This is a genomic window from Thermosyntropha tengcongensis (assembly GCF_055381335.1).
On sequence record NZ_AP042437.1, the window covers coordinates 1,431,329 to 1,457,540 of the forward strand.

Here is a 26,212-nt window from a genome sequence, read left to right on the forward strand (position 1 = left end):
TTTGGTGTACGGACACCTATTATGCAAACTTACGCTATAACAGTATAAATATATTTATCAATATTCGGTAATATAACCAGAAAACAAAAAAAGTGTGATTTTTTATTCACACTTTTTACCATCCTTCTATATCATTTACTATTTCTTCAATTTCGTGTTTCTTTTGCCGGCTCATTATTTGGTTTAACTCTGCTTCCGGTTTTTTCCCCTTATAAAGGACATTATAACAGGCCTGGGTAATTGGCATATCTATTTTCATAGCCTCCGCCAGTTCATAAACTATCCTGGTAGTATAAACCCCTTCCACTACCATTCCTATCTTATCCAATACCTCATTTAGAGCATATCCCCTGGCTATAAGCTCCCCGGCCCTTAAATTACGGGAATATCTGCTGCCACAGGTTACAATCAAATCCCCTATTCCACTTAGGCCGGAAAAAGTGCGCCCATCTCCTCCCAGAGCTATTCCCATGCGGGTTATCTCGGTTAAACCCCGGGTAATAAGCGCCGCTTTCGTATTGTCTCCGTAATTAAGCCCCTGTACTATTCCGGTAGCCAGGGCTATAATATTCTTCAAAGCTCCTCCCAGTTCTACTCCAGCCACATCCGGATTAGTATAAACCCTGAAATAGGAAGTCATAAAAGCATCCTGCACATAAAAAGCGGTATCTTTTTTAAAAGCAGCTACCGTAACTACCGTAGGTATTCTGCGGGCTACCTCTTCAGCATGACTGGGCCCAGATAATACAGCGAACTTTTGCCTTATTTCCTTTCCCAGAACATCTTCCACCACCTGGCTCATGCGCATGCCGGTGTCTATTTCAATCCCTTTGGCCGTATTTACCAGATAAGTTTTGCTCTCCAGATAATTCCCCACCATCCTGACAACTCCCCGCACGGCCTGTGCAGGCACAGCCAGTACTGCCAGATCAGCATCATGAAGAGCATAGGCCATATCATCACTTATTTCTATATTAGAAGAAAGCTTGACTCCCGGAAGAAACCTCTTATTTTCCCTTTCTTCCCTTACAGCTTCGATACCGTCTTCCCTTCTCCCCCACAAAACCACCTTTTCTATATTATCACTCAGCAGCAAAGCCTGAGCTGTTCCCCAGGAGCCAGCCCCTAATACACATGCTTTTTTCATGCAGTTTATAAACCTCCCTAAGCCTTTTCGCCTATTTTGGGTTCCTGGCCGTTTAAAAGCCTCTCTATATTTTCCCGGTGCTTATAAATAACCAGAACGGCCAGTACAATACTTAAAATTATAAAACTTAAAGGTTTATCCAAAATAAAAGCCAAAATAGGCAAAGTAAAAGCTGCGGTAATAGAACCTAAAGAAACATAGCGGGACATAAAAATTACTGTAAGAAAAACTAAAGCCAGCAAGCCTAAAACATCAGGCATAAGGAAAAGTACGGCCCCTCCTGCTGTAGCTACCCCTTTTCCTCCCCGAAATCCCAGGAATACCGGATAGCAATGTCCAATAACAGCAGCCAGTGCACAGGCAGAAGCTAAAGCTTCTCCTCCCAGCTTCATACCCAAGAAAGCTGCCAAAAGCCCCTTAAAAAAATCCCCCATAAAAGCAGGCAGAGCTACCTTAAGCCCCAAAGTGCGAAGAACATTGGTAGCTCCCACATTGCCGCTCCCCCTTTTCCTTATATCTACTCCCCCCCACAGGCGGCTGAAGATATAGGAAAAAGAAATTGAGCCTAAAAGATAAGATAAAACTATTAGAGCTGCTTTCAGCACCTTTATCCTCCCCGCTTCTAAAATCTATATGCAGATTCTTCTATATACGACACCAGGCATTTCTTTTCCTTTCTTCACTGCCAGCATTTCAGCTAAATTCCTTTTTTTCATTCTGCCTTACCAAAAGCCTTATGGGGGTTCCTTCAAAACCAAAATTCTGCCTGAGCACATTTTCCAAGTACCTCAAATAAGAAAAGTGAATCAGCTCCGGATGGTTGGCGAAAAATACAAAAGTAGGAGGCGCAGTCCTTACCTGGGTAGTATATAAGATCTTAACTTTCTTGCCTCCGCCACCAGGCAGGGGATTCAGCATAACAGCCTCATTTACCACCCGGTTAAGTTCAGCTGTCGTAATCCGGCGATTATGCTGTTCCACCACAAAATCTACTATATCCAGGATTTTAAAAACCCTCTGTTTGGTAACCGCTGACACATAAAGAATAGGTGAATAAGCCAAAAACTTAAGCTCATCCCTGATTTTTTCATCATATATATTCATGGTGTGCTCATCTTTTTTTACCAAATCCCATTTATTAACTACAATTATGTTGGCCTTGGCCTGTTCATGCACATAGCCGGCAATTTTCTTGTCCTGTTCAGTTACCCCATCAGTAGCGTCAATCATTATTAAAGCTACATCGGAACGGTCTACGCTGCGCAAAGCCCTTATCACACTATATCTTTCCGTAGCATCCTTTATCCTTGATTTTCTCCTTATACCGGCAGTATCAATTAAGGTATATTTTCTCCCTTCATAGGTAAAAGGAGTGTCGATAGCATCACGGGTAGTACCCGGAACATCACTCACTATCACCCTTTTTTCTCCCAAAAAAGCATTTACCAGGGAAGATTTGCCTACATTGGGCCTGCCTACAATAGCTATTTTTATCCGGTCCTCTTCATCATCTTCCTCTGCTTTAGGAGGAAATTTAGCCACTACCGCATCCAAAAGCTCATCTGTATTCATGCCATGCATGGCAGATACAGGTATCGGATCTCCCAGCCCCAGCTGATAAAATTCGTAATAAGAAATATGTTTGGAAAAGTCTTCTACCTTATTGGCAGCCACTACCACCGGTTTTTTTGAACGGCGCAGCATCTCAGCCACCTGTTCATCTTCCATGGTAATGCCAGTTTTATTGTCTACTACAAATATAATAACATCTGCCTCTTCAATGGCCAGTTCTGCCTGCATCTTGACTTCCGGGGCAAAAATATCCCCTTCGTCGAACCTGATGCCGCCTGTATCAATAACTATAAATTCGCGCCCCTGCCATTCTGAATTATCATAAATTCTATCCCTGGTAACTCCGGGTATATCTTCCACTATCGCTTTTCTGGCTCCAATCAAACGGTTAAACAAGGTAGACTTACCCACATTAGGCCTTCCTACAATCGCCACTACCGGTTTTGCCATAATCCTTCCTCCATTTTTTCCCTGATTTTAAAACAGTCCGCACTAAAGAGACAGCGCTTCCATCAACCGTATAAATCCTGGCTCCAGTTTTTTTCTTTACATCATCTAAACTTACATCATCTAAAAAAATCTTTTCTCCTTCTTTAAATACTACCTCCGGAATAATAACTATCTTATCCCGGTAATCACCCTTGAGTGTATTAATAATATCCTGCCCGGTCAAAAGCCCGGTTACCGTAACCTGTTCCCCAAAAAACTCATTTTTTACCGGTATAAGCTTTAAATCCAAACCTTCTATAAGATTAAGCCTTTCAACAATTGGCCCAAGAACTGGAACCGCCGAAAAACCAGTAACCAGGAACACTTCTTTCGGTTCTATTCTCCGAGGAAGCCCAGGCACTATCTCTTCAAACTCATCCAGCAAAATCCTGGCCATTCCTATACCATTTTCAATCTGGCAAAACTCATCATAATAATCAGCTTCTGGAAAAGGCTTGCCTGCCTTCACAAAAAACTCATCGGCCAGATAAACCAGTCCTATACCTAATTCTTTTCTAAATTTTTTTTGATATTCATCTATAAGGCAGATGATTTCCTCAGCCTCTTCGGGAGTAAAAGTTCGCAAAGGGAAAAGCTTTTCCCGGTATTTGGTAAGCCCTACCGGCACAATACCTATTGAACGAACTGAAGGATAAAAAGCAGCCAGTTTTTCTATGCTGTCTTTTAAAACTTCTCCATCGTTTATCCCCGGACACAATACAATCTGAGTATGAACTTCTATTCCTGCATCTTTAAGCCTTCCCAAATCGCGGCTGATATTTTTAGCTTCTGGATTATTGAGCATCCTGGCCCTAAGTTCCGGATCCATACAATGCACAGACACATATAAAGGGCTTAAACGCATGGATATTATTTTTTCCCAGTCTTTTTCCTTAAGATTAGTCAAAGTTATAAAATTGCCATAAAGAAAAGAATAGCGGAAATCATCATCTTTTATATATAAAGTTTTTCTCATGCGGGGAGGCATCTGGTCAACAAAGCAAAAAAGGCAGCGGTTCCGGCACACCTTCATACGGTCAAAAACCACATCTTCAAATATAACTCCCAGCTCTTCATCTTCATCTTTTTCAATTTCCACTGTTACTACTTCACCATCAGCCTTTTTCACATCGATTACTATAAAATCATCCTGCACATAAAACTGGTAGTCAAGTATATCATTTATTTCCTTCCCATTTATCGAAAGAATAATGTCGCCCTTCTCCAAACCTATCTCTTCGGCAATGCTATCTTCTATTATATCAGCTATACAGGCACCCACAGCTAAACCTCTCCATAATTTTATATTCCTAACAATTATCTAACAAAAAAACATCTTGCGCAAGATCAGCACCTTGTTATTTAAGTCAAATAAAAACAAACATAAAATAAGCCAGGCTAAAAACCCGGCCTGTTTAAAAATTTAAGTATTTATTCTATTTCAATCTTGCGGTTTTTTCTTCCTCCGGTTTTCTTGGGAAGAGTAACCGTCAAAACTCCATCTTTCAATTTGGCAGACACTTTTTCTTCATCAACATCTTCCACAATAAAGGTGCGGCTCATGGAACCTGAGCGTCTTTCCCGACGGATATAATTGGAACCTTCTTCTTTTATTTCTTCATTTTGAACCACCGAAACAGTAAGCCTGTCATCCCTGAGCTCAATATTTACCTGTTCTTTATTTACTCCCGGCATTTCTACTTCAACTATATACTCTTTTTCATTTTCCCTGATATCCGCCTTCATATAATGCGGCTGATAAAAATTGGGATAGAAGAAATCATTAAAGAAGCTTTCCACAACTTCATGCGGATCGAATACCTCAAAACCTCTCCTTGTTAAATCTCCTCTCCTCCTGTTAAACGGTGTCAACCCTCCGAACATTTCACATCCCTCCTTTTTGACTTTATTTTCCCTTTTGACTTTATTTGACTTTCTAATTATTAAATACTACTTAATATAAAAAGAAACAAACTATATTTTAGCCTATTTGATATCGTTAAAGATATTTATTTAAAATTAGCTTACTAATACTTTTATTTTCTTACTTTTTTAATCTATAATCTGTTTTTTTATATTTTTCATGTTTGCCAAAACCAAAAAGTAAATAAGCTGTCTTTTAAGAAAACTGTCTGGCCAAAATCTGCCTATAAGTTCTAAAATCCATTCCCCTTTTCCGCTAATCTTTTTAACCAGCAAATCCTTTTTGGAAAAGCCCAAAATCTGCACCAGCTGCTCAATAGTCTTTTTGGCCATATCCACTTCTTTGCCCACACCTAAAGTGTAAATAAGGTTATCTTTATGGTCTTTCCCTATATACACAGGCACATGCAGGAATAATTTGCTTTTGCTTCCGTAAAATGCAGCCATCCTGGCTGCCTTATCATCTTCATATCCCATATAAATAAAGGAAGCCGCATATTCACAATAAATACCTGTTCTTCCTAAAAATATAACTATCAATTAGCTCCCTCTTTTTCAGCTTTCGCTATCTCTTTTTCCGTCTTTTCCACCAACAGCACCAGTTCGGGAAAAGCTTTTTTAATGCCTATCCCCAGCAAAAAGCGGCCCAGGCTTACCAGCCCTACCCTTCTTGACAAAAATCCGCCTATCTTCATAATCCAGTTAACCTTGCAGTTAGTATCCAGAGCCATTATTTCATTTTTTACCCCTAAAATGTCAGCTATACCCGTTATAAGCAGGGTATACCTGTCAGCCAGGCTCTTTTTCCCCAGAACATATATCTCATTGCCCATTTTATCTATTCCCATAAAGCGAAAATTTCCAAAATCATAAGCCCCTGTTTTATCAAAATACGGAAGCCTTAATAATTCCTCCAGGGAAGGAACGCGGCCTTTATCCAGAATTCCCAGATGGAGGGCAGCACATATAACCGATGAGTGGGAACCTCCAAAACAGTGATATATCACTTTCATAATTACCCCTTAATGTTTACAGATAAAATAAACCCCATTTTCCAAATCATGCACTACTCCCCCCAAAGCCCTGGCTAAAAGCAAGCTTATCTTTTCTTTTTCTTTTTCATTTTCCGCATAAAATACTGGACATCCTCCCCCCTGTATCTTGGTCATATCTGTAGTAACAATAGCCAAAATGTATTCTGATATCCTGGTATCCATCAATCTGCCGCCTTTCTGCCGTAAAAGCTTTTTAAGGCTGTACCCTGCGCTGTTTCAATAAGAGGAACATTTTTGATAACCTGTTTAAGTATCTCTCTATCAGGCTCATTGGGAAGTATAAAAAAAGCTAAATATCCTTTATCAATATGCTTTCTCGCCAGAGGAACCAGCTCTGTCTCATTTATATCAACCTTGGTCCCTAAAATTGACACTACATCATGAATGATAGCCATGCGCTGCCCCGGATTATGCAAAGTAAGCCTTGCATCATCATCTTTGGGCTTTATTAAAACCCCTATGCCTTCCTTGAGGATTTTTTCCCGCGTAGCAGGGAGACCCACGTTCATTATCACTACATCATCAACCATGAGCAAACTGCCTTCAAAATGCACAGTCGCGTCTACTACTTCCGCTATATCGCCTATATACGCCCCCCGCATAAGACGGATAGACAGATAAATACATACTATTCCAAAAGGGATAGAATACTGCCATCCAAACAGATAAGCTGCCCCGCTTGTAATCAAGGCTGTAAATATGGAAAGATAGTTGCGGGCTTCAAATACCCGGGCAATCCCTTCTATATAGTCAGCTCCTCTTTTTACGAGTTTAGTCTCTTCCAGTTTAGTCATGGTTTCTCTTTCCATATTCCTTATCTCTCTAAACTGCTGGGCTGCCAGAACCAGAAAAGTTACAGCAACATAATCTGGTTTGGCTATGGCAGGAACAGCTACTGCTCCTAAACATGCAGCAATAAATCCCAGTGACAGATGTGTGAAATAGCCATGGGGGACAGCCGGATAATGCCGGTAATCACTGCGCAAAGTCACAAACCGGGATAAAAAACCGGCTGCAACGCCGGTTAAAATTACTACTGCATAATTATCCATTACGCTTACCTGCCGTTCCTTGATTGAGCAAATAATATCCTCCCAGAGCAGCAGCCAGAACTACAATAACCGCTATCACAGTTCCATAAGCGCTCTTATTTTCTTTTTCTGTTAAAGGCTTCCTGGCTGGAACATTTCCGGTTTGGCTCTCTACCCCTAATAATGCAGGCATGATGCTGGCAAACTGTTTTATCCCCTCTATCGCATCATTCTTGTCATTGGTATGGGCACCAACTTCTATAAGCATGGCGCGGGGGCTTAAATCCTGATTATAATCGCCCTTGCCTATATATATGCCGTTGGAAAGGCCAGGCTTTTTCTTGTCCATAACCGCTTTAATACGTTTGGCAAATTCCAGATTAGTCTTGGAATTAGGGTTAGACCTTCCCACCACCAGTTTTACCTTGGTAACTTCTTTTCCACCTACCCTGGCCTGATACTGTCCAGGAGGAACAGCATCCCGATGCACATCAAATATGACATCCGGGTTTTGTTTGAGAAGCTTTACCGCAGTCCGGCGGGAGCGGCTGTAGGCATTTATATCATGGGGATTGTGATTGCTCCTGTCATATTTCACATCAAAACCTCTATTTTTAAGCTCTCTTACAAAAGCTTCTGCCACATCATAAATACCGCCATTACCCGGCTTGCTTTCAGTTCCATCCGTAGGGACATATGATTCATCACTGTGAGTACAGTAAACCGCGATAGTAGGTTTTTTGCCGCTAACTGCCGGTATGGCCGTTTCCCCTAAAAAATTTCCTGATGTTTTGCTTTCAGCATTATCAATATCTATATCCGGCATTTTCTCTTTTCCTTTATATTTGCAGCGAGCGGTATGGCCTATAATTTCTACCACTTCATATCGCGAATTGTCTTCACTTATATATTCATCCCCTACCTGAACCTTGATGGAAGTCTGGTGAATAATATTATTGTGTTCATCAACCAGGGTATAATACTGGCCTGAAGGAGCTTCTTCATGTGCACTTAAAGATACCCCATTTAAAGCAAATATAAAAGCGGAAAGAAGAAATAAGACTATCAGCCTATTTTTCATCATTTTTCTCTCCTCTCTCAGGATAATTTTCTCCCCCATCTAAAGGTTTCCGCGCCGGTTCAGGCTCTCTAAGGTTCTGGATAAGCTCTTCTGCCCTGTCGTCAGTATCAGGCCCGCCCTGTATCCTTTCCAGGGTTTCACCAACTATTTCCGCCAAGAGCACAGCCAGGATACCGGCAAGTATAAGGGAGTCAAAGGCACCAGCTCCTCCAATAACAACTTTACCCCGAATATTGTTGGTTACCAGATACACATACTGACCTATATCCAGAGCCAAAACTCCCATTACAGCTGCAAAAAAGGCACCTCTTCTGGACCTTCCCGCCAGATAGCCTACTATACCAGCAACTATGGGATATATATAGATAGGATCAATAAATATCTGTTCCGGTTCCGCCCCTAAAAATCTGGCCGCCAGGAATAAAGCCAGTGCTGTTACCACAGCTGCAACCAGGGACCTTATCTTCTCATAGGCAGTACCTGCGCCTATCCAAACATAGACTGCCAGTATAACAGCTATAATCCCTCCCAGATTTACGGTTATCCTTGACGTTACAGGAATATCAAAAAAACTTCCGATAATAATAGCGGCAATAACCGCCAAAGCAGCTTTATCACTCAAGCGCATCCGGTCTAAAACCCGATGGGCTGCTCCAAAATATATAAGTATCGATACGGCAACCAGAATTATCAGTCCGATAGGGAAATTGGTCATCATGCTCATCCTTTCTCTCATATTTTTGTAAATATATTTCCCAGTACATCGGATATTATGTATAGATATTGACATCAATAAAAAAATAATGTAAATTACAATTACAAAATAAAATAGGAGCGATGGAGTTCGCTCTTTGGCATATAAAGCCAATAAACTTCTCCCTGTGAGATAATAACTCCTACCTTGCAAGGTAGGAGTTTTCTCTTTTTCTGCAAATTAAGGAGGTGATAACCGGTTAAAAACAAATATTAAAATCATCAAATAAAGCAGCAGATATCATGCATAATTTTGGAAAAAGGGGAAGTAAGCCATGAACGACATCAGTATCGCACTTATAATGAGCATATTGATTTTCATTGCCAGCTTAATCTCTATTCAGGCTGCCTTATCCGTAACTATAATAGAAATTGCCATGGGTATAATCGGAGGCAACTTTTTAGGCCTTCACACCACCCCATGGATTGACTTTTTAGCCGCTTTTGCCTCCATTCTGCTGACTTTCCTGGCAGGAGCGGAAGTAGACACTGATTTAATGAAGAAAAAATTCAAAGAAAGCATGCTTATAGGTGGATTTTCCTTTTTAATTCCCTTCCTGGGGGCCTTTGCCTATGCATATTATATTGCCGGCTGGTCATTTCAGGCAGCGGAAATCGCGGGAGCTGCCCTTTCCACCACTTCTCTGGCGGTAGTCTATGCCGTACTGGTAGAAACCGGGCTTACCAATACCGAAATCGGGAAAATACTCATGGCAGCCTGTTTTGTCACTGATTTGGGAACCGCACTTGCTTTAAGCATTTTATTCGCTGAATTCAGCCTGCTTACTCTGCTGTTCATTATTGGATCAGCACTGGTAATAATTTTCGTTCCCCGCATCTTCACCTATATATTCAACAAGTACGGCGACAAAGTCATAGAGCCGGAAATAAAGCTTATTTTCCTGGTATTGTTTTTGCTCATGTATTTGGCCCAGTTAGGAGCAAGTCATGCTGTACTGCCTGCCTTCATACTGGGGCTGGTAGTATCCAAAATATTCCGGCAAAATCCTGCTATTCCCCGTAAACTAAGGGTTATATCTTTTTCACTGCTTACTCCGTTCTTTTTCATGAAAGCAGGCATGAATGTTTCCCTGTCTGCCATTTATCTAAATTTAGGTTTGCTGGTCATGCTCTTTATGGTAAAAATTGTCGCCAAAGGGATAGGAGTTTTCCCCTTCGCATATAAATATGTAAGACAGGATGCTGCCTACATAACTCTGCTCATGAGTACCGGATTAACTTTCGGTACCATAAGTTCCATGTACGGGCTTTCCGCCGGCATTATTGACAAAACTCAATTTTCCCTGTTAGTAACGGCAGTAGTATTAAGTGCCATCATACCTACCATAATTGCCCAGAGGTGGTTTGATCCCCGTAAACATATGGAATTTATAGAAGAGACTGAAGAAGCTTAAAAAGGAGGGAGTAAAAGATGTTTAAGAAGATTCTGGTTCCATTAGATGCTTCCGATTTTTCTTTTAAAGCACTGGAAGTGGCAATTGATCTGGCTAAAAAATATAATGCCGAATTGTATACAGTATCAATAATCCAGATTCCTGATTTTGCATTTTTAAGCGGGGAAGTAGATGATGTGAAAACCGAAGGGAATGCTTTTTTCAAAGGCAAGCTCAAAGAGGTAGAAGAAATAGCACAAAAAGAAGGGGTAACCATAAAAAACGAAATACTTATGGGACATCCAGCCGAAACTATTTTAAACTTTGCCGGCCAGAAAAAATTTGACCTGATTGTCCTGGGATACCGCGGTACTTCCGCTATCAAGGATTTCCTGCTGGGCAGCGTGGCAGCTAAAGTCATGTATCATGCTCCCTGTAAAGTCCTGCTGGTAAGATAAAAAGATGCGGGCAAAAGCACGCATCTTTTCTTAATTTATGCACTTTCTTATCATCCACTTTTCGCTGCTGCAGGATTTAAAAAAACAGTTAAAAAAGTATTATTATACAGGAAAAATAAAAAACAGTTAATTAATTTTCTACTTTTTCTCATTTAATTAAGCTCTTTTTTCAGTTCCTCTATCCTCTCAAAAGGAAGTCCGGTTATTTTAGCTATGGTTTTTATGTCCAGCCCTTCTTTTAAAGCTGTGATGGCTGTTTTCTCTATACCTTTCTCTATGCCTTTTTCTATACCTTTCTCTATGCCTTTCTCCATCCCTTCCCTTATACCTTCCATTTTTCCCTCCTGCTTCAGCTGCTCAGCTATCGTCATTATCTCACCCCTCCTCTCCGGGATCAGCTCTTCCACATAGTCAAACAGCACTTCTTTTTCCAGCTTCTCTGCTGTCTTTATTATATACAAAATTACGCTCTTTAATAAATAGCCGTATTCTCCTCCTATCTCCCTTACCTCTTTTAAGGTCTCTCTCAACAAAATCTTTACCTCTTCTTCCCCTTTTACCTTTTTTAAAAACAGGCTCCTCAAGAATACCCTTATGACAGCGTCCCCCGCTTTTTCCACTGCCTCTTTTTCCCCCAGCTCATATAATATATGCCTGAAGCGGGGAAGGTATTCTTCTAGCTCCCCTTTTTCCCTTTCCCCTTCTATAAGCTCTGTGAATTCGCAAGAGGACCTCCACTTCTCTTCCCCGTGGTAGAAGACTACCGGGATTATGGGGGTCAGTTTTTTCTTTTTCTCTTTGTTTATCTCCCTTTCCCAGATGTTTACCATGTATTTTAAGAGCTGGAAGGGGGTCAGTTCATACAGGTAGCTTTTGTGTTCTATCAGGAAGTATATGTATATATCCCTACCGCTCTTTAGCCTGCCTTTGAAAAGGAGGTCGGAATAGGCTTCTTTCAGTTCCTGGCTTATGAAGCTTTCTTTCTGGAAGGTAAGGGTTTTCAGGTCAGCTATGTTTTTTATTCCCTCGGGAAGGATTTCATTAAGGAATTTTTCCGCTATCCCGGGGTTTTCCAGGTATTCTTTGAAGTATCTGTCGTGGAGGTTTGCTATGTCGCTCATTAAGGTTTTCTCCTTTTTTGTTTAGATTATATGGAATTAAATGGCTTTAGACAAGGAGTTTTATGTTTAATCCTCAAACATCTGTTCTTTCTCAATTGGATTTTAAATGTAATTTAAATTTTTAATAAAAATTAAATTTTAAAACCTAAAATCATTTTTTGTTCTTAGAAAATTAAGTTTTAAAATCTATTTTTTTAATTTTCAGGATAAAGATTTAAAGAGGTTTTTTTGTTATTTTTTATTCCTTACGAAAGGATTTTCTTTTTTTATGAGGAATTTTTTTCTCTGGCTGCTTTAATATTTTTTAGGAAAGGATGGTTTTTTATGGCTTTTTCTCACTTTTCGTTTTTTAGAAGGTTTTTGTTTTCTTTAGCTGTTTTTTCTCTGGTTTTTTCTCCTCCTGCTACAGCTGGTTATGAGTATATAGGGGATGGTTTTTCCCGGGATGAGGTTTTATATGCTGGGTATAATAAGGTGATTGTTTTCAGGATGGGGGATTATAATTATTATGTGAAGGATGTGGACAGCGGGTATATTGAAGCGACAAGGATGGACGCAGCTCCCAAGGTAGTAAGCAATAGAACTTTTGTTCCTGTCAGATTTTTAGCCAATGCTCTTGGAGTAGACAACGACAATATCAACTGGAACGCGCAACAGCAAACCGCAACTCTCAAGGGCAAGAACACCCTCAAGCTCAAAATCGGTAATAAGACAATGCAGGTAACCAAACCAGACTCCCAGCCTGAAGGTTTAACTATGGACGTAGCACCCTTTATCGAAAACCCAGGCCGCACCATGCTACCTGCAAGGTATGTAGCAGAAGGTCTTGGGTTCAAGGTTGACTGGGACAGCAATCACAAACTTGTCATCGCATACCCTGAAGGAATGGAAAAACCCGACATCAACGACATCATCGACCTAATCAACAAAAAGAACAACCCCGCTCCCTCAACCCTCACCCCCCAGGAGATAGCATATGTGAAGAGTGAAATAGCAAGATACGCAAAGCACGCACCAAATGACGACTATGCCAAGTTTACTCCCAATCCCTCAGTATTGAGCGATGAGCGCTACAATGAACTGGCAGAATTTATAAAGAAGGAGTACCCATATGTCAAGTTTGACAGAAGTTTGTTAGGTACTACACCAGGAGCATTTGGGAGAGAACAAGAAGTGATATATGGCATTGACACAAGAGACAACCATGTGGTCGTATTAGATGTTCATTTTGTATCTAAAGGGCAGGGAATTGTAATGGTGGCTCAGTTAACATGTGATTTGACAGATTGGTCAAATTATAAAGAAGGTAAAAAATACAAATAGGAGGTAGTTAACTTGATTAACCAGAAGCGCAAACAGAGACTTGCAGGTTTAATTACTTTGTTGGTATTTGTATTTTCATTCATAGTACCAATACCTAAAGCAGAAGCTGGAAATTTATCCAGACTGGCTGAAGCAATAAAGGACTTAAATGGAGGTAGCGCGAAGTATTACTACACAACCGACAACAGAATATGGGAGAAAATAGTCGAACCCTCCAAATTAAACGACTATATGTCACGGTTTAAAAACCCAGAAGACAAATGTAACTCTTCATTAGACTATATCTACTGGACATGGAAATCAACCTACAACAAAGTAGTAAGACCATCAAATGCCAATATAAGCACACCAATATCATCATACACTGGAGGAGGTTTGACATACAGAACATCAACTTTAATTTTCTATGTAATATATAAGGACAAAGATGGCAAAGAAGGACTGTTACCAATATTATTTTAATGCAGATTTACTTACCATTTACCACATAAACTAAAAAAGATGCGGGCAAAAGCCCGCATCTTTTTTAGCTTAGGGAACTGGATAAACCAAAGCGCTTTTTCCTTTATATTCAGGGGGTACCTGCCCCAAACGCCAGCCTTTATTGGTAGTCTCCAGGTAAAAATACTTTACTCCATCCTTTTCATAATAGCTCCCCAGAGCTTCGGGACAATCTACTCCTACCGCAGCATGTCCAGGATTGCCATCAAAAATGAGCAGAGCAGTTTTATATCCCATAGCTTTCAAGAAAGCAGCCAAAAGTATTGCTTTATCCTCGCAGTCACCTCCTTCAACCAGGGTTTCTATAGGATATCTGGGATATTCATTCTCTTCAGCCACATAAGGCAAAGCTTCCTGGACAAAGGCAGCAGCAAATTCGATTTTATCTTTAGCGCTGCCGGAAGCCTTGCTCAAAAGAGAAGCCGCCAGTTTCTGAATAAGCATATAGTTGGCTTCCTCTGTCACATAGGGCACATAACCTTCTCTCACCATGCGATCTATTTCTCCCTGATAAAAGCTCCTTATCCTTTCATATTCAAGATTGAGGTTCATTTTCTCCTGATTGATACGGGCAATTACTTCATTTAAAGCCTGGTACTTATACATAGCCTCTTTTCTGGAATCCTCAGGATATATCTGATAATACCAGTACCAGTAGGCAAGCTCCTGATTCAGCTTATCCCCTTTAGCATTCAGTTTTTCTATGTCACGCTTGTAATCCATTTCCAGTTGCTCATGCAATCTGGGCTTACTGTGGTAGTAAGCGTACATAGCCTGGGGCAGGTCAACCTTCCAGGTCCACTGATTTCCATACCTGTATTCCCATATATACTGTTTGGGTATAACCTCACCGCTGTATGAACTATACTCAATTTTATTCTCTTCTGCCGACTTAAGGCTGCTGCCCTGGCTTTTACTCTCATAAATTACAGTAACCTTCCTGTAAACACTATCCCATTCCACCCTGGCTCCCAAAGCTTCCGCTATCCATCTTACAGGCAGCATAAGACGGTTTTTGTATATTTCTGGAGCCACATCCATTACTATCTGTTTATCATTTATGCATAGTATCTTACTCCCAGGTTTTACTTTTACCTTATTTTCCCCGGCATTTAAAAATACGGTATTTAAAGCAGCATCCCATATTATATTCTCATCTTTAATCCCTACCGCATAGGCAGCAAACCTGAGCGGCAGGAAAACCCGCTTTTCCTTGATATAAGGGCAGACATCCATTAAATACTTGCTGCCATTAACCCAAAATTCGCCCTTCCCTACCGTAAAATAAGCCTCGCTTAGATCAGATGCCCAAACATAAAAGGGATTAAAAGAAATAGCCAGAATAGCTAAGATTAAAATAAAAATTCCTGTCCGCTTTATCAACTCTATCACCTCTTCCCTTTCTGCAACTTCTGGTTAGACAAAAACAAAAACCGCTTCTTCATCTTCTGGCCCAATCCTCTGGCTCAATTCCCCTGAGCCTGAGCCACTCGCCAGTTCTGCCCGTTATCAGAACCGGTTTTTTCCGCAATTCATAGATATTTCTGGCTCCAGTCATGAGAAAAACAGCTTGCAGCCGATAGAGCATCTCATCCACCATTTTTTCAAGTTTCCCGGCTCCTTCTTTCAAAAGAACCTTAAGAAAAGAACCAGCTATGCCTACCAGATCAGCTCCCATTGCCAGGGCTTTGGCAGCATCTAACGCGGTTCTTATACCACCTGAAGCTATAACGGTAAAAGGCAGTCTAAGGCTTAATACTTCAGCCAGGCTCCAGGCAGTAGGCAAGCCCCAGCTATCCAGTTCTCCCCCAAACATTCCTCCTCTTTTATCTTCGATAACTATAAAATTAGTCCCTCCCGTACCTCCCACATCAATTATTTTTACCCCTGCCTGGTATAAAAGAACAGCGCTTTCTCTGGAAAAGCCAAAACCTACCTCTTTGGCAATTACCGGCACCGGACACCTTTCTATAATTCTGGCTACATTATCGATAATGCCTTTAAAAGAGCGGTCTCCCTCCCGCATGGCCAGTTCCTGGGGAACATTAAAATGAAGCTGCAGAGCGTCGGCCTTTATCATTTCCACTGCCGCCAGGGCATCTTCTACCGGACGGTTAGCCCCTATATTGGCAATAATTATTCCTTCCGGATTTATTTCCCTTACTATGCTGAAGGTGGCAGCCAGCTCTGGATTATCAATGCTTATCGTTTGCGATCCTACAGCCATGGCTATGCCATATTTTTTAGCCAGCAGGGCCAAATTGCAATTTATTTCCTCTGCCAGCGGGGTCCCTCCTGTAATAGCATTCAAAATCAGCGGCAAATTCAGCTTTTTACCCAAAAATTGGCACGACAGGTCTATTTCTTCCATATCAAGTTCCGGTATGGAATTGTGCACCAGATAAACTTCCTCAAAACCATTCGTATCCGGCCCATCCTTGGAATATACTGCAATATTTATATGTTCTTCCTTACGCTTGCCTCTTATAATAATAACCTCCCTGCTATTTTTTCTGCTTTTAACAAATCTTCTTCACTGTTTATATTATGAAACATTTCCGCTTTATTTCCAAACCTCGCGATTTCCTCTTCCTCGATAGCCAGAGCATTTAATTCTTCAAACAGGAGGGCCATTTTCAGCTTTTTATTCTGCAAATTATAGCTTAATTTGGGCAGACAGCTTTTATTGTAAACAGCAGCCGTCATGTGAAGAAAATTATCTATTCTGGGCACTACGGCATCATAACCGTCAAGTTTTTCCAGCATGTAATCTACCATCTGCATGTTTATAAAAGGCATATCACATGCTAAAGCAAATACAGCACCACTTTTGGCATAAGTTAGGCCGGCATGGATACCGCTCATCGGCCCTAATCCGGGATAAATGTCTTTATATACCGGAACTCTTAAATATTCATAAAGCAAAGGTTCATTGCTTATTATTATCGTTTCCGCAAAAAAAGAAGAAAATTTTTCTAATATTATCTCTATAATCCTTTTTCCCTTTATATACAAAAAAGCCTTATTGTTAAAATTCATGCGCGAGCTTTTTCCCCCCGCCAGAATAATCCCGGTCGCTTTCTGCATACCTTTATCCCCCACAGCTTTATTTTTGATAAAAAGGTACAAAAATAGACTGCTTAACGCAGTCTATCACATGTTCAGTTTTTAGTGCGAACTATGGCATCCGCTGCATCCTGCGCAGCTTCCTGCAGTACAGGAAGAACCGCCTGCCCCTTTGGCAAAGAAGCTCGACAGCTGCCTTTCTGCCTGATCAGATCCGCATTCCGGACATTTTACCTTCTTATCCCTTTCCTTTAAAGAAAGGAGCATATCAAATTTCCTGCCGCAGGAAGCACATTTAAATTCATATATAGGCATATCTCCTGCCACCTCGCCTTTAAAAACTATTCTTGATTTTGTAAATAAGCCTCCACTTCCTTGCGATCGATATCAGCAAGCGCTTCTTTAATAGATAAGCTCAGCTTTTTCTCTTCTATATTCATATCCAGTATTTTAACCTTTACTTTTTCTCCAGCTTTGACCACATGTTCCGGCTTTTCTACCCGGCGGTCAGCCAGCTGGGAAATATGGCAAAGCCCATCTACACCCGGTTCTACCTCAATAAAAACGCCAAAAGGAACTATTCTTACTACTGTGCCTTCGATTATGTCTCCTTTTTTATATTTTTCTCCTACAACTTCCCAGGGGCTTTTAAGCACCGCTTTGCGGCTCAAGGCAATCCTGCCTTTATCAGGCTCAAGCCCGATAACTTTTACCTCTATCTCCTGTCCTTCTTTTAATATATCAGACGGATGTTCAATCCGCTTATAATCAAGTTCAGACACATGCAAAAGCCCTTCAAAACCACCCAGATCAACAAAGGCACCATAATCAGTTATGCGCTTTACTATACCTTTCCGGATCTGTCCTTCTTCTATATGCTGCCAGAATTCCTGTTTCTTTTTCTCCCTTTCTTCAGCAACTACTTCCTTGCGGGAAAGGACTACCTGGGAACCTTTTCGCTTATTGCGATTAAATTCAAGCACCTTAAAACTAAGTTTTTTACCTTTGTACTCATCTAAATTCTTCACATAGCCTTCTTCCAGATGGGAGGCTGGCAAAAACGCTACCACCCCTACATCAACCAGAAGCCCTCCCTTAACAGTATCAATTACAGTTCCCTCCACAACAGCACCGCTTTTATAAGCTTCTTCCAAACGGTCTAAAGCCCTTACCGCATCTACTCTCTTTTTAGACAGCAGAATGGCACCATCATCATCCCATTTTAAAACTAATACCTCTATTTCATCCCCAGCCTTAACTACTTCTTTGGCAGAATTTACTTCTTTTATAGAAAGTTCCTTTAAGGGAATAACCCCCTCTGATTTTCCTCCCACATCTACCATTACCTCATTATCGCGCACCTCTACTACTACACCTTTTATAATATCCCCGCGCTCAGGAGGAATAAAATCAGCCATTTCCGCTTCCAGACGGGCAAAAGATTCTTCCACCCCTTTGGTGTATTTTCCCTCTTCATTATAACCTGTCATCCTATCAACAACCTCCTTAATTATCCAATCCGGGGTGGAAGCTCCTGCAGTTATCCCTACTGCATTAACTCCCTCAAACCAGGCTTTATCAATTTCTCCAGCATTTTGTATTCTATATGTTTTTACCCCGGTATTTTTGCACTCTTCATATAGAGTATTGGTATTGGAACTTTTTTTATCACCAATTACCAGCATGAGATTTACTTTTGAGCTCAGTTCTAAAGCAGCTTCCTGCCTTTCCCGGGCAGCCGGGCATATAGTGTTAAAGATTCTCGTTTCCCGTGCTTTTCTCAGTAAAATTTCACCTGTTTTAAAAAACTCATTTTCATCCTTGGTGGTTTGCGATACCAGTCCGATTTTGGCGGTATTATTTATTTCCAGAGCTTCTTCAGCCTTCTTTATCACCCGGGCATTATAGCCGCAATATCCCAGAATCCCTTCTACTTCTGGATGATTTTTATCCCCAAATATAACTATTTCATATCCTTCGCTGTGAAGGCTCTTTACCAGATCGTGTACCTTCTTAACCAGAGGACAGGTAGCATCTTCAATTATTATTCCCCTGGCCTTAGCTTTATCTATTATTTCTGGAGAAACTCCATGTGAACGTATTATCAATCCGCTGTTTTCCTCAATATCATCCAGTGTTTCTACAGGCACTATACCCTTATTTCTAAAATACTCTACAACTTCCTCATTATGCACCAGATTTCCCCAGGTATACCATCTGCCAGGCCTTTCAGCAGCTTTTTCTGCCATTTCAAAAGCCCTTCTTACCCCGGCACAGAAGCCAGCCTTTTCTGCCAGGTAAACCTGCAAAGTTATGCACCTCGCCAACATTTTTATAATATTCGCAAAAAAAAATCTAAATCCTCCTTATTTTTGTAAAAGAAGATTTATTTCCTGCATTATCCTTTCACTGACCTGGTTTAATAAAGCTGAATTTACTTTTTGCCCTTTAAACTCTTCCAGAAACATAGGTTCCCCTACCCTTACTATCAGGGGATTTTTCCAGCCTACTGGGAGCTTTCTTCCTGTTCCTATACAGGCTACCGGAACAATAGGAGCTCCCGTCTTTAAGGCCAGCATAGCTGCTCCATTTTGGGCTTCCAGATTTTCACCTGTCTGATTGCGGGTTCCCTCTGGAAAAATTCCTAATACTTTTCCTTCTTCCAAAATGCTTATAGCTTTCCTTATGGCATTGCGGTCAGCACTGCCGCGTTTGACCGGGAAGGCATTAAGCCAGGTAAAAAACCTGGCTGAAAGCCTGTTTTCAAAAAGCTCAGCTTTCGCCATAAAATAAATGACCCGCTTAAATGATATGCCAACAACTATGGGATCCCAATTGCTTACATGGTTAGAAACAACGATAGCAGCACCTTTTTCAGGCAGTTTATCGGCACCTTCAATTTTAAGACCCAGGAAAGTAAAAAAGAGGCGCATAATTATCCAGGCTAAACGGTAAACCATCTTCTATTTCTCCCCAATTATTTTCAGCATGTTATCTATTACCTGTTCTATGCTCATACTGCTGGTATCTATGACAATAGAGTCTTCCAATATTTTTAAAGCCCCTACTTTACGGTTTGTATCAGCCTCATCACGTGCTTTTATCTCTTCCTTAAGCGTTTCCAGATCTATATCATAGCCCTTGGCTTCCAATTCTTTTCTGCGCCGGTTAGCTCTTTCTTCGATACTGGCGGTAAGAAAAAATTTGTAATCCGCATCAGGAAGCACACACTCCCCTATATCCCTGCCGTCCATAACCACTGAAACCTTATCGGCCATTTTCCTCTGTCTTTCTACCATTACCCTTCTAACACCAGGGAAAGAGGCTACCCGTGAAACATTGGCGCTTATCTCCGGTTTTCGTATATCTTCGCTTACATCTTCCCCATCACAGAGGATTTTTTGTTCGCCATCGCCATAACAGAAGCTTATATCTGTATGCAAAATAAGCTGATAAAGCTCATCTTCATCACTTAAGTCTATGCCATTTCGGAGGGCTTTGAGAGTGAGTGCCCGGTACATGGCCCCGGTATCTATATATATAAAACCTAATCTCTGCGCCAGAAGGCGGGCAATAGTGCTCTTTCCTGCCCCCGCTGGACCATCAATCGCTATTTTCATAAACTTTATCACCTTTTTTAATACTTTATTATTTTAGCACATTCCTTAAAAAGGAAAAAGTTTTTCCCTTAAACAGATATTTTCTCTATTATATCCCAAAAAGCGGGGAAAGAAATATTAACTGCTTCTGCCCCATCTATAAAAGTCTCCCCTTCAGCAATAAGCCCCATTACAGCAAGGCTCATAGCGATACGGTGGTCATCATAGCTGTCCACCTCCGCTCCCCTTATATTTTCCCGATTTCCTTCAATAATAAAGCCATCCTCAAGTTCCGTAACTTTAACTCCCATCCTGCCAAGCCCGGAAACAATCGCTTTAATGCGGTCAGTTTCTTTTACCCTGAGTTCCTCAGCCCCCCTTACTGTTGAAATGCCTTCTGCAGCTGCCATAGCCACCGCAATGACCGGAAGCTCATCAATCAATCGCGGTATTATTTCCCCTTCTATATCAATAGCCTTCAAATGAGAAGCTTTTACCACTATATCAGCAGCCGGTTCTCCTCCCACTGTTTTTGAATTTTCTAATTTTATAGAAGCCCCCATTTTTTCCAGCACTTCAATAATACCCGAACGGGTAGGATTTATCCCTACTTCCCTTATGAGAACTTCTGAATCCGGAACCAGGGAGGCGGCCACCATAAAAAAGGCAGCAGATGATATATCGCCAGGCACTAAAAACTCCTGGGCAGAAAGTTCCCGGCCTGGATATAATGTTATATTAAGCCCCTCGACTTCTAAATCAGCCCCCATGGCTTTAAGCATCCTTTCTGTATGGTCTCTCGATTTAGAAGGTTCGCTGATTACCGTTTTGCCTTCCGCATTAAGCCCGGCCAGCAGCAAAGCTGATTTGACCTGTGCGCTGGCTACCGGCAGCTCATATTTTATCCCCTTCAGATGATTCCCTTTTACTGCCAGAGGCGGATAGCTCCCATTGTTCCTGCCCATGATTTCAGCCCCCATCATGGCAAGTGGGGCTATAACCCTTTTCATAGGCCGCTTATTCAGGGAATTATCCCCGCTTAAAACGGTAAAAAACGGATAAGAGGCACAAAGTCCTGTCAAAAGCCGCATGGTAGTTCCGGAATTCCCACAGTAAAGGACAGTTTCCGGTTCTTTAAGCCCATTTAGCCCCTTGCCCTTAATGTATACTTCATGGCCATCCTTTTTTATATCTACTCCTAATCCCTGCAGGCAGGTTAAAGTTGATATAGTATCTGCCGCTTCCAGATAATTGTGTATAACACTTTCGCCGCTGGCCAAAGCAGAAAAAATAGCGGCCCGGTGCGAGATAGACTTATCAGCGGCTACCTTTATTTCCCCTTTTAATCCTTTGGCTTTTACTATTCTCTTGCGCAACGCTTTTCCTCCTCATCTTACCCAGGCTTTTATAGCAAAAGATTTCAGGCATAAAACTGCCTTTTCCGCGGTTTCCCTATCTTTAACCCCTATGCGTATAGAGCCTCCATCCCCTTCTCTGGCCCGTAAAATCTCAATATCCACAATATTTATCCCTTCACTGCCCAGAATGTCTCCTATTTTCCCTATTATTCCGGGTTTATCAGGCACTATACATACTATGTCCGAAAACTCCGGCAAAAGCCCTCTTCTTTTGTGCGGAATCTGGTCCCTTATTTTCTTAGCTTCAGCCAGTTCCTTATATAAGGCTTCCCGGTCATTATCGCCAAGCGCTTTGCGCATGCGCTGTAAGATATAGATAAGCTCGTCCAGCTTCTCCCCTACATATTCCCGATTGGAAAAAAGTATATCCTGCCACAGTTCAGGGTTAGAAGAAGCTATGCGGGTAGTATCCCTGAAGCCTCCAGCTGCCATCATCAGGTTATCATCTTTTCCTTCCGTCAGGTTTACCAGGGCAGCAGCAGCCAGATGGGGGACATGGCTTATGGTAGCAACCAGCCTGTCATGATAGGAAGCCTCCATAATTTTTACCCTGGCCCCGGTAAAAGAAAGCAGTTCCTCAAGATAGCCTATTATTCCGTCAGGAATATCAGAAGGGGGTGTTAACACATAAACCGCATTTTCAAACAGATAGCGGTCAGCTCCGTTTATGCCTTTTATTTCGGATCCGGCCATAGGATGGCCTCCTATGCCCCATACCCCATCGGGAAGCTTTCTAAAAACATGCATGACATTTTCTTTCGTGCTCCCTGCATCAGTAATTATAGTTCCCGGAAGCAGCACATCATTTATTTCATCAATTATAGAAGCAAAGGTATTCAAAGGAGTGCACAAAAATATAATCCCGGATTTTTGGGCTCCCTCCCGCAAAGGCAGGGCTGCATCAATAATCCCCATTTCCAGAGCCTTTTTTTCTGCTTCTTTATCAATGTCAAAACCAAATATCTCATTAACAAGAGGTGATTCCCTGAAGGCCAAACCCAGGGAACCACCTATAAGTCCCAATCCTACTATAAATATGTTCTTTTTCATAAATTACCATTCCTCATGAAATCTTTTGCATAGTTTCATGCAGCAATTTTATTTTTTTAACCATAGACTTGAAATTATCAGGGGTTAAAGACTGCGGACCATCTGACAAGGCTTCACTCGGATTTTGATGCACTTCTACCATAATGCCATCACAGCCTGCCCCTACTGCCGCAATAGACATAGGCTCAACCAGCTCCCATTTTCCTGTGCCATGGCTGGGATCAACTATTACCGGCAGGTGGGTAAGCTGCTTGATCAAAGGTACCGCACTCAAATCCAGTGTATTTCTGGTATATTTTTCAAAAGTGCGTATCCCTCTTTCACACATTATAACCTGGCTGTTCCCAGACGAAATAATATATTCAGCAGCCATTATCCATTCTTCAATAGTGGAAGAAAGCCCGCGTTTTAAAAGTACTGGCTTGTCAACCCTTCCTAATTCCCGCAAAAGGAAGAAATTCTGCATATTACGGGCTCCTACCTGCAGGATATCCGCATATTCAGCTACAATATCGATCATGCGCGGATCCATTACTTCGGTCACCACCGGAAGTCCGGTAATTTCACGGGCTTCTTTAAGTATTTCCAGGCCTTCCCTCTCCAATCCCTGAAAGGAGTAAGGAGAAGTACGCGGCTTAAAAGCTCCGCCCCTAAGCATGGTTGCTCCTGCTTCTTTTACTGCCTGGGCAACTTCAAGGAAAGCCTCCCTGCCTTCCACCGCACAGGGGCCGGCGATTATCGTAAGGCTGCCATCTCCTATAACGGTATCGCCTACCTTTACCCTGGTGCACTCAGGATGAAACTCTCTGGAGGCCAGCTTAAAAGGCTGCAGAATAGGCACTACTTTTTCTACTCCCGGCTGGCGGGTGAAATAATCCATAATGGCCTGGGTTCTTTCGCCAATAGCCCCGATAATAGTCCTCTCTACTCCTTCCGAAAGGTGGGCTTTAAAACCTTTTTCCTGCAATTTTTCCACTATGGCCTCAATTTGTTCAGGAGCGGCATTTTTTTTCATTACAATAATCATCCTGTACTACCTCCTTTTTTTGCTGGAGGGTGAGAAAAAGCTCAAAATAAAGCCATTGGCAGCATAAACAGGCCTACCAATGGCAGAAACTACCTGCTTATATTCCCACCATCCTACCATACTACCATTTTTAAATTTCCATACCGTCCTACATATAATAGGTTATATTAATATTGGCAAAAATTCAATAGCATCCTCTTACTCGGCAGGGAGGAATTTATGGACAAAATTATGCAGCTTTTCTTTTTCTCCCAATAAAAAAAGTATATCTTCCGGCAAAATCAAGTCATGTCCTCCCGGGTTAGGTATAACCTCTCTGCCGCGCTGGATAGCCACCACGGTCACCCCGTACTTTTTCCTGAGTTCTATATCCTCAATCTTTTTTCCCGCCAGGAAAGATTTATAAGGTATCCTTATGCTGCTTACCTCCATACCCTTAAAAACTTCATTCCGGCTGGTAATTTTTAAATTTTCCCTTGATAAACTGCGAAACATTTCATATCCTTCCTGGCGCACTGACTCTACATAGGCTTCTATCTCCTCATGGGGCACCATATACCTGGCCAGAACCCGGGCAAAGATTTCAATAGAAGTCTCATATTCTTCCGGTATAACCTGATCAGCCCCCAGTTCATAAAGGTCATGCATATCCGCGACAAATCTGGTTCTTACAATAATATAGGCCAGAGGGCTTAATTTGCGCGCTACATAGGTAACCCTTCGGGTGGCAGCAGAATCAGATATAGCTATTACTACCACCCTGGCTTTCTCTGCATTCACATGTTTTAATACCAGTTCATGGGTAGCGTCACCATAATATATAGGCTCTCCTTTGGCCCTTTCTTCCCTCACTGTATCGGCATTTATCTCCAGTATAACATAAGGTATGCCGGCATAAGCTGCTGCCCGCGCCAGGTTCCTTCCGTTAAGGCCATAGCCTATAATAATCAGGTGATCTTCCAGATTAAGATCTTCTTCCAGTTCCTCTACTTCCGGCATCGTACCCTTAAGAAGCCTTTTAGGCAGAGGCAGCCTGTACACGGAAACGGCTACCCGCGGCGCAACATTCATTATAAAAGGGGTAAGCATCATCGTTATAATGGCAGATGCCAGAAAGCCCTGGTACATATAATTACCTACCAGTTTATGCTCAACACCGGTTTGAGCCAGAATAAATGAAAACTCGCCTATCTGTGATAAGGATAAACCGGCTAGAACAGCAATCCGCAGGGGATAGCCCAAAACCAGGGTAGCAATAAGTGCAATAAGTCCCTTGCCTAAAATTATTCCCAGAGTTAATAAAAGGATAATCCCTATATGTTCGATTAAAAAACTGACATCCAGCAACATGCCTATAGAAACAAAAAAAAGGCTGGTGAAAGTGTCAATAAAAGGCATAATATTTGATAATGCCTGATGGCTGTACTCAGATTCAGAAATAATAAGCCCTGCCAAAAAAGCCCCCAGCGCCAGGGACAATCCGGCACTGGAAGTCAGCCAGGCTACTGAAAAACATATCGCCATAATGCTGAGCATAAAAAGCTCCCGGCTCTGGGTACGCGTAATCTGGTACAGCAAAGGAGGGATTATATAAAGGGTTAACAGCATAACTACCAGGATTATAAAAGCTGTTTTCAAAAGTATAGAAATTATCGGCTCCCCGTTTTCTCCTCCCGCTCCCAGAAAAGGAGTAAAAAGCATCATGAAAACTACTATTATATCCTGATAAATAAGTATTCCCAGGGCGGTTTTGCCGTGAGGAGTGTTTATGTCCGCCCTTTCGGTAAGCTGTTTTAAAACTATAGCTGTACTGCTTAAAGAAACCAAAAAACCCAAAAAAACTGCCTGATTTGCTTTAAGCCCTGTAAGTTCAGCCAGAACAAAGGTAAATAAAACAGTCAGCCCTACCTGTATGCTTCCTCCCAGTAAAATCGTTTTCTTTATACCGGCCAGATTTTTGAAAGAAAATTCCAGACCTATACTGAATAGAAGAAGTATTACCCCAAATTCCGCTATAACATGTACCTGTTCAGAAGTCTCTACCAGTCCCAGGCCGTGCGGACCTGCCAGAATGCCTGTAAGCAAAAAGCCTACCACAGCAGGAATATTAAGCCGGTGGCATATAAAAAGCACCCCCACCGCCAGAGCAAAAATTATAACTATATCTTTTAAAATAGCAAATTCCAAACCCTCTTCACCCTCTT

The 26,212-nt window shown here is 41.6% G+C and carries 27 protein-coding genes; 4 read left to right on the forward strand and 23 right to left on the reverse strand.

The annotated features are described in order from the left end of the window. Positions 1-115: 115 nt before the first annotated feature. The 11 genes from ACZ42E_RS06780 to ACZ42E_RS06830 form a co-directional block, all read right to left on the reverse strand. Entirely contained in the window at positions 116-1,147 is a 1,032-nt protein-coding gene (locus tag ACZ42E_RS06780; protein WP_464891590.1) for an NAD(P)H-dependent glycerol-3-phosphate dehydrogenase, read from the reverse strand. A 17-nt stretch (positions 1,148-1,164) separates the two neighbouring features. Further along, the gene (gene plsY, locus ACZ42E_RS06785) at positions 1,165-1,752 is read right to left on the reverse strand and encodes a glycerol-3-phosphate 1-O-acyltransferase PlsY (protein ID WP_464891591.1); all 588 of its coding nucleotides are present in this window, start codon (positions 1,750-1,752) and stop codon (positions 1,165-1,167) included. 88 nt (positions 1,753-1,840) lie between these two features. Beyond that, complete coding sequence (gene der / locus ACZ42E_RS06790; RefSeq protein ID WP_464891592.1) at positions 1,841-3,169, reverse strand: ribosome biogenesis GTPase Der; 1,329 nt, start codon at positions 3,167-3,169, stop codon at positions 1,841-1,843. Continuing rightward, positions 3,132-4,490 (reverse strand): DUF512 domain-containing protein, encoded by a 1,359-nt coding sequence (locus ACZ42E_RS06795; protein WP_464891593.1) that lies wholly within the window; start codon positions 4,488-4,490, stop codon positions 3,132-3,134. Before ACZ42E_RS06795 ends, der begins: the two co-directional genes overlap by 38 nt. Before the next feature lie 149 nt (positions 4,491-4,639). Further along, positions 4,640-5,092 carry an Hsp20/alpha crystallin family protein gene (locus ACZ42E_RS06800; RefSeq protein ID WP_464891594.1) on the reverse strand — a complete coding sequence of 151 codons (453 nt, stop codon included), beginning with the start codon at positions 5,090-5,092 and terminating at the stop codon, positions 4,640-4,642. Positions 5,093-5,260: 168 nt separating this feature from the next. After that, positions 5,261-5,671, reverse strand: coding sequence for a DUF3189 family protein (locus ACZ42E_RS06805; RefSeq protein ID WP_464891595.1), 411 nt, complete (start codon positions 5,669-5,671; stop codon positions 5,261-5,263). Next, complete coding sequence (locus ACZ42E_RS06810) at positions 5,668-6,144, reverse strand: DUF3189 family protein (RefSeq protein ID WP_464891596.1); 477 nt, start codon at positions 6,142-6,144, stop codon at positions 5,668-5,670. Before ACZ42E_RS06810 ends, ACZ42E_RS06805 begins: the two co-directional genes overlap by 4 nt. A 9-nt stretch (positions 6,145-6,153) precedes the next feature. Further along, complete coding sequence (locus tag ACZ42E_RS06815) at positions 6,154-6,348, reverse strand: capping complex subunit for YIEGIA (protein ID WP_464891597.1); 195 nt, start codon at positions 6,346-6,348, stop codon at positions 6,154-6,156. Further along, positions 6,348-7,238, reverse strand: coding sequence for a YIEGIA family protein (locus tag ACZ42E_RS06820; RefSeq protein WP_464891598.1), 891 nt, complete (start codon positions 7,236-7,238; stop codon positions 6,348-6,350). The genes ACZ42E_RS06815 and ACZ42E_RS06820 overlap by 1 nt, the downstream gene beginning before the upstream one ends. Beyond that, positions 7,231-8,301, reverse strand: coding sequence for a stage II sporulation protein P (gene spoIIP, locus ACZ42E_RS06825; protein WP_464891599.1), 1,071 nt, complete (start codon positions 8,299-8,301; stop codon positions 7,231-7,233). The genes ACZ42E_RS06820 and spoIIP overlap by 8 nt, the downstream gene beginning before the upstream one ends. Beyond that, a complete protein-coding gene (locus ACZ42E_RS06830; protein ID WP_464891600.1) occupies positions 8,288-9,034 on the reverse strand; it encodes a DUF1614 domain-containing protein in 747 nt (248 codons plus the stop codon). The genes spoIIP and ACZ42E_RS06830 overlap by 14 nt, the downstream gene beginning before the upstream one ends. Before the next feature lie 292 nt (positions 9,035-9,326). On the opposite strand from ACZ42E_RS06830, the gene ACZ42E_RS06835 reads away from it, so the two are divergent. Both ACZ42E_RS06835 and ACZ42E_RS06840 read left to right on the forward strand, forming a co-directional pair. Continuing rightward, positions 9,327-10,466, forward strand: a complete 1,140-nt coding sequence (locus tag ACZ42E_RS06835; RefSeq protein ID WP_464891601.1) for a cation:proton antiporter — start codon at positions 9,327-9,329, stop codon at positions 10,464-10,466. Positions 10,467-10,483: 17 nt separating this feature from the next. After that, the gene (locus ACZ42E_RS06840) at positions 10,484-10,903 is read left to right on the forward strand and encodes a universal stress protein (RefSeq protein WP_464891602.1); all 420 of its coding nucleotides are present in this window, start codon (positions 10,484-10,486) and stop codon (positions 10,901-10,903) included. Between the two features lie 152 nt (positions 10,904-11,055). Here the strand turns inward: ACZ42E_RS06840 and ACZ42E_RS06845 are convergent, their stop codons facing one another. Next, the gene (locus ACZ42E_RS06845; protein ID WP_464891603.1) at positions 11,056-12,024 is read right to left on the reverse strand and encodes an Rpn family recombination-promoting nuclease/putative transposase; all 969 of its coding nucleotides are present in this window, start codon (positions 12,022-12,024) and stop codon (positions 11,056-11,058) included. Positions 12,025-12,252: 228 nt separating this feature from the next. Here ACZ42E_RS06845 and ACZ42E_RS06850 point away from each other — a divergent pair, with 228 nt between their 5' ends. Both ACZ42E_RS06850 and ACZ42E_RS06855 read left to right on the forward strand, forming a co-directional pair. Beyond that, entirely contained in the window at positions 12,253-13,347 is a 1,095-nt protein-coding gene (locus ACZ42E_RS06850) for a copper amine oxidase N-terminal domain-containing protein (protein WP_464891604.1), read from the forward strand. 12 nt (positions 13,348-13,359) lie between these two features. Next, the gene (locus ACZ42E_RS06855) at positions 13,360-13,809 is read left to right on the forward strand and encodes a hypothetical protein (RefSeq protein WP_464891605.1); all 450 of its coding nucleotides are present in this window, start codon (positions 13,360-13,362) and stop codon (positions 13,807-13,809) included. A 69-nt stretch (positions 13,810-13,878) separates the two neighbouring features. On the opposite strand, the gene ACZ42E_RS06860 is transcribed toward ACZ42E_RS06855, so the two are convergent. The 11 genes from ACZ42E_RS06860 to ACZ42E_RS06910 all read right to left on the reverse strand — a co-directional run bounded on the left by ACZ42E_RS06860 (position 13,879) and on the right by ACZ42E_RS06910 (position 26,195). Next, on the reverse strand, positions 13,879-15,231 hold the full coding sequence (locus ACZ42E_RS06860) for a stalk domain-containing protein (protein ID WP_464891606.1): 1,353 nt from the start codon (positions 15,229-15,231) through the stop codon (positions 13,879-13,881). Between the two features lie 58 nt (positions 15,232-15,289). Further along, positions 15,290-16,342 carry a type 2 isopentenyl-diphosphate Delta-isomerase gene (gene fni, locus ACZ42E_RS06865; protein WP_464893502.1) on the reverse strand — a complete coding sequence of 351 codons (1,053 nt, stop codon included), beginning with the start codon at positions 16,340-16,342 and terminating at the stop codon, positions 15,290-15,292. Continuing rightward, complete coding sequence (gene mobA / locus ACZ42E_RS06870) at positions 16,333-16,935, reverse strand: molybdenum cofactor guanylyltransferase (protein ID WP_464891607.1); 603 nt, start codon at positions 16,933-16,935, stop codon at positions 16,333-16,335. The genes fni and mobA overlap by 10 nt, the downstream gene beginning before the upstream one ends. An 81-nt stretch (positions 16,936-17,016) precedes the next feature. Continuing rightward, a complete protein-coding gene (locus ACZ42E_RS06875) occupies positions 17,017-17,229 on the reverse strand; it encodes an FmdB family zinc ribbon protein (protein WP_464891608.1) in 213 nt (70 codons plus the stop codon). Between the two features lie 26 nt (positions 17,230-17,255). Further along, positions 17,256-19,244 carry a bifunctional 4-hydroxy-3-methylbut-2-enyl diphosphate reductase/30S ribosomal protein S1 gene (locus ACZ42E_RS06880; RefSeq protein WP_464891609.1) on the reverse strand — a complete coding sequence of 663 codons (1,989 nt, stop codon included), beginning with the start codon at positions 19,242-19,244 and terminating at the stop codon, positions 17,256-17,258. A gap of 36 nt (positions 19,245-19,280) precedes the next feature. Then, positions 19,281-19,874, reverse strand: coding sequence for a lysophospholipid acyltransferase family protein (locus tag ACZ42E_RS06885; RefSeq protein WP_464891610.1), 594 nt, complete (start codon positions 19,872-19,874; stop codon positions 19,281-19,283). Positions 19,875-19,877: 3 nt separating this feature from the next. Further along, positions 19,878-20,534: a (d)CMP kinase gene (cmk, locus tag ACZ42E_RS06890; RefSeq protein ID WP_464891611.1), complete on the reverse strand. Its 657-nt coding sequence runs from the start codon at positions 20,532-20,534 to the stop codon at positions 19,878-19,880. A gap of 68 nt (positions 20,535-20,602) precedes the next feature. Further along, positions 20,603-21,889: a 3-phosphoshikimate 1-carboxyvinyltransferase gene (gene aroA, locus ACZ42E_RS06895; protein ID WP_464891612.1), complete on the reverse strand. Its 1,287-nt coding sequence runs from the start codon at positions 21,887-21,889 to the stop codon at positions 20,603-20,605. A 12-nt stretch (positions 21,890-21,901) separates the two neighbouring features. Next, positions 21,902-22,981, reverse strand: a complete 1,080-nt coding sequence (locus ACZ42E_RS06900) for a prephenate dehydrogenase (RefSeq protein ID WP_464891613.1) — start codon at positions 22,979-22,981, stop codon at positions 21,902-21,904. Positions 22,982-22,994: 13 nt separating this feature from the next. Beyond that, positions 22,995-24,008 (reverse strand): 3-deoxy-7-phosphoheptulonate synthase, encoded by a 1,014-nt coding sequence (gene aroF, locus ACZ42E_RS06905; RefSeq protein ID WP_464891614.1) that lies wholly within the window; start codon positions 24,006-24,008, stop codon positions 22,995-22,997. A gap of 198 nt (positions 24,009-24,206) precedes the next feature. Next, entirely contained in the window at positions 24,207-26,195 is a 1,989-nt protein-coding gene (locus ACZ42E_RS06910; RefSeq protein WP_464891615.1) for a monovalent cation:proton antiporter family protein, read from the reverse strand. Positions 26,196-26,212: the final 17 nt, after the last annotated feature.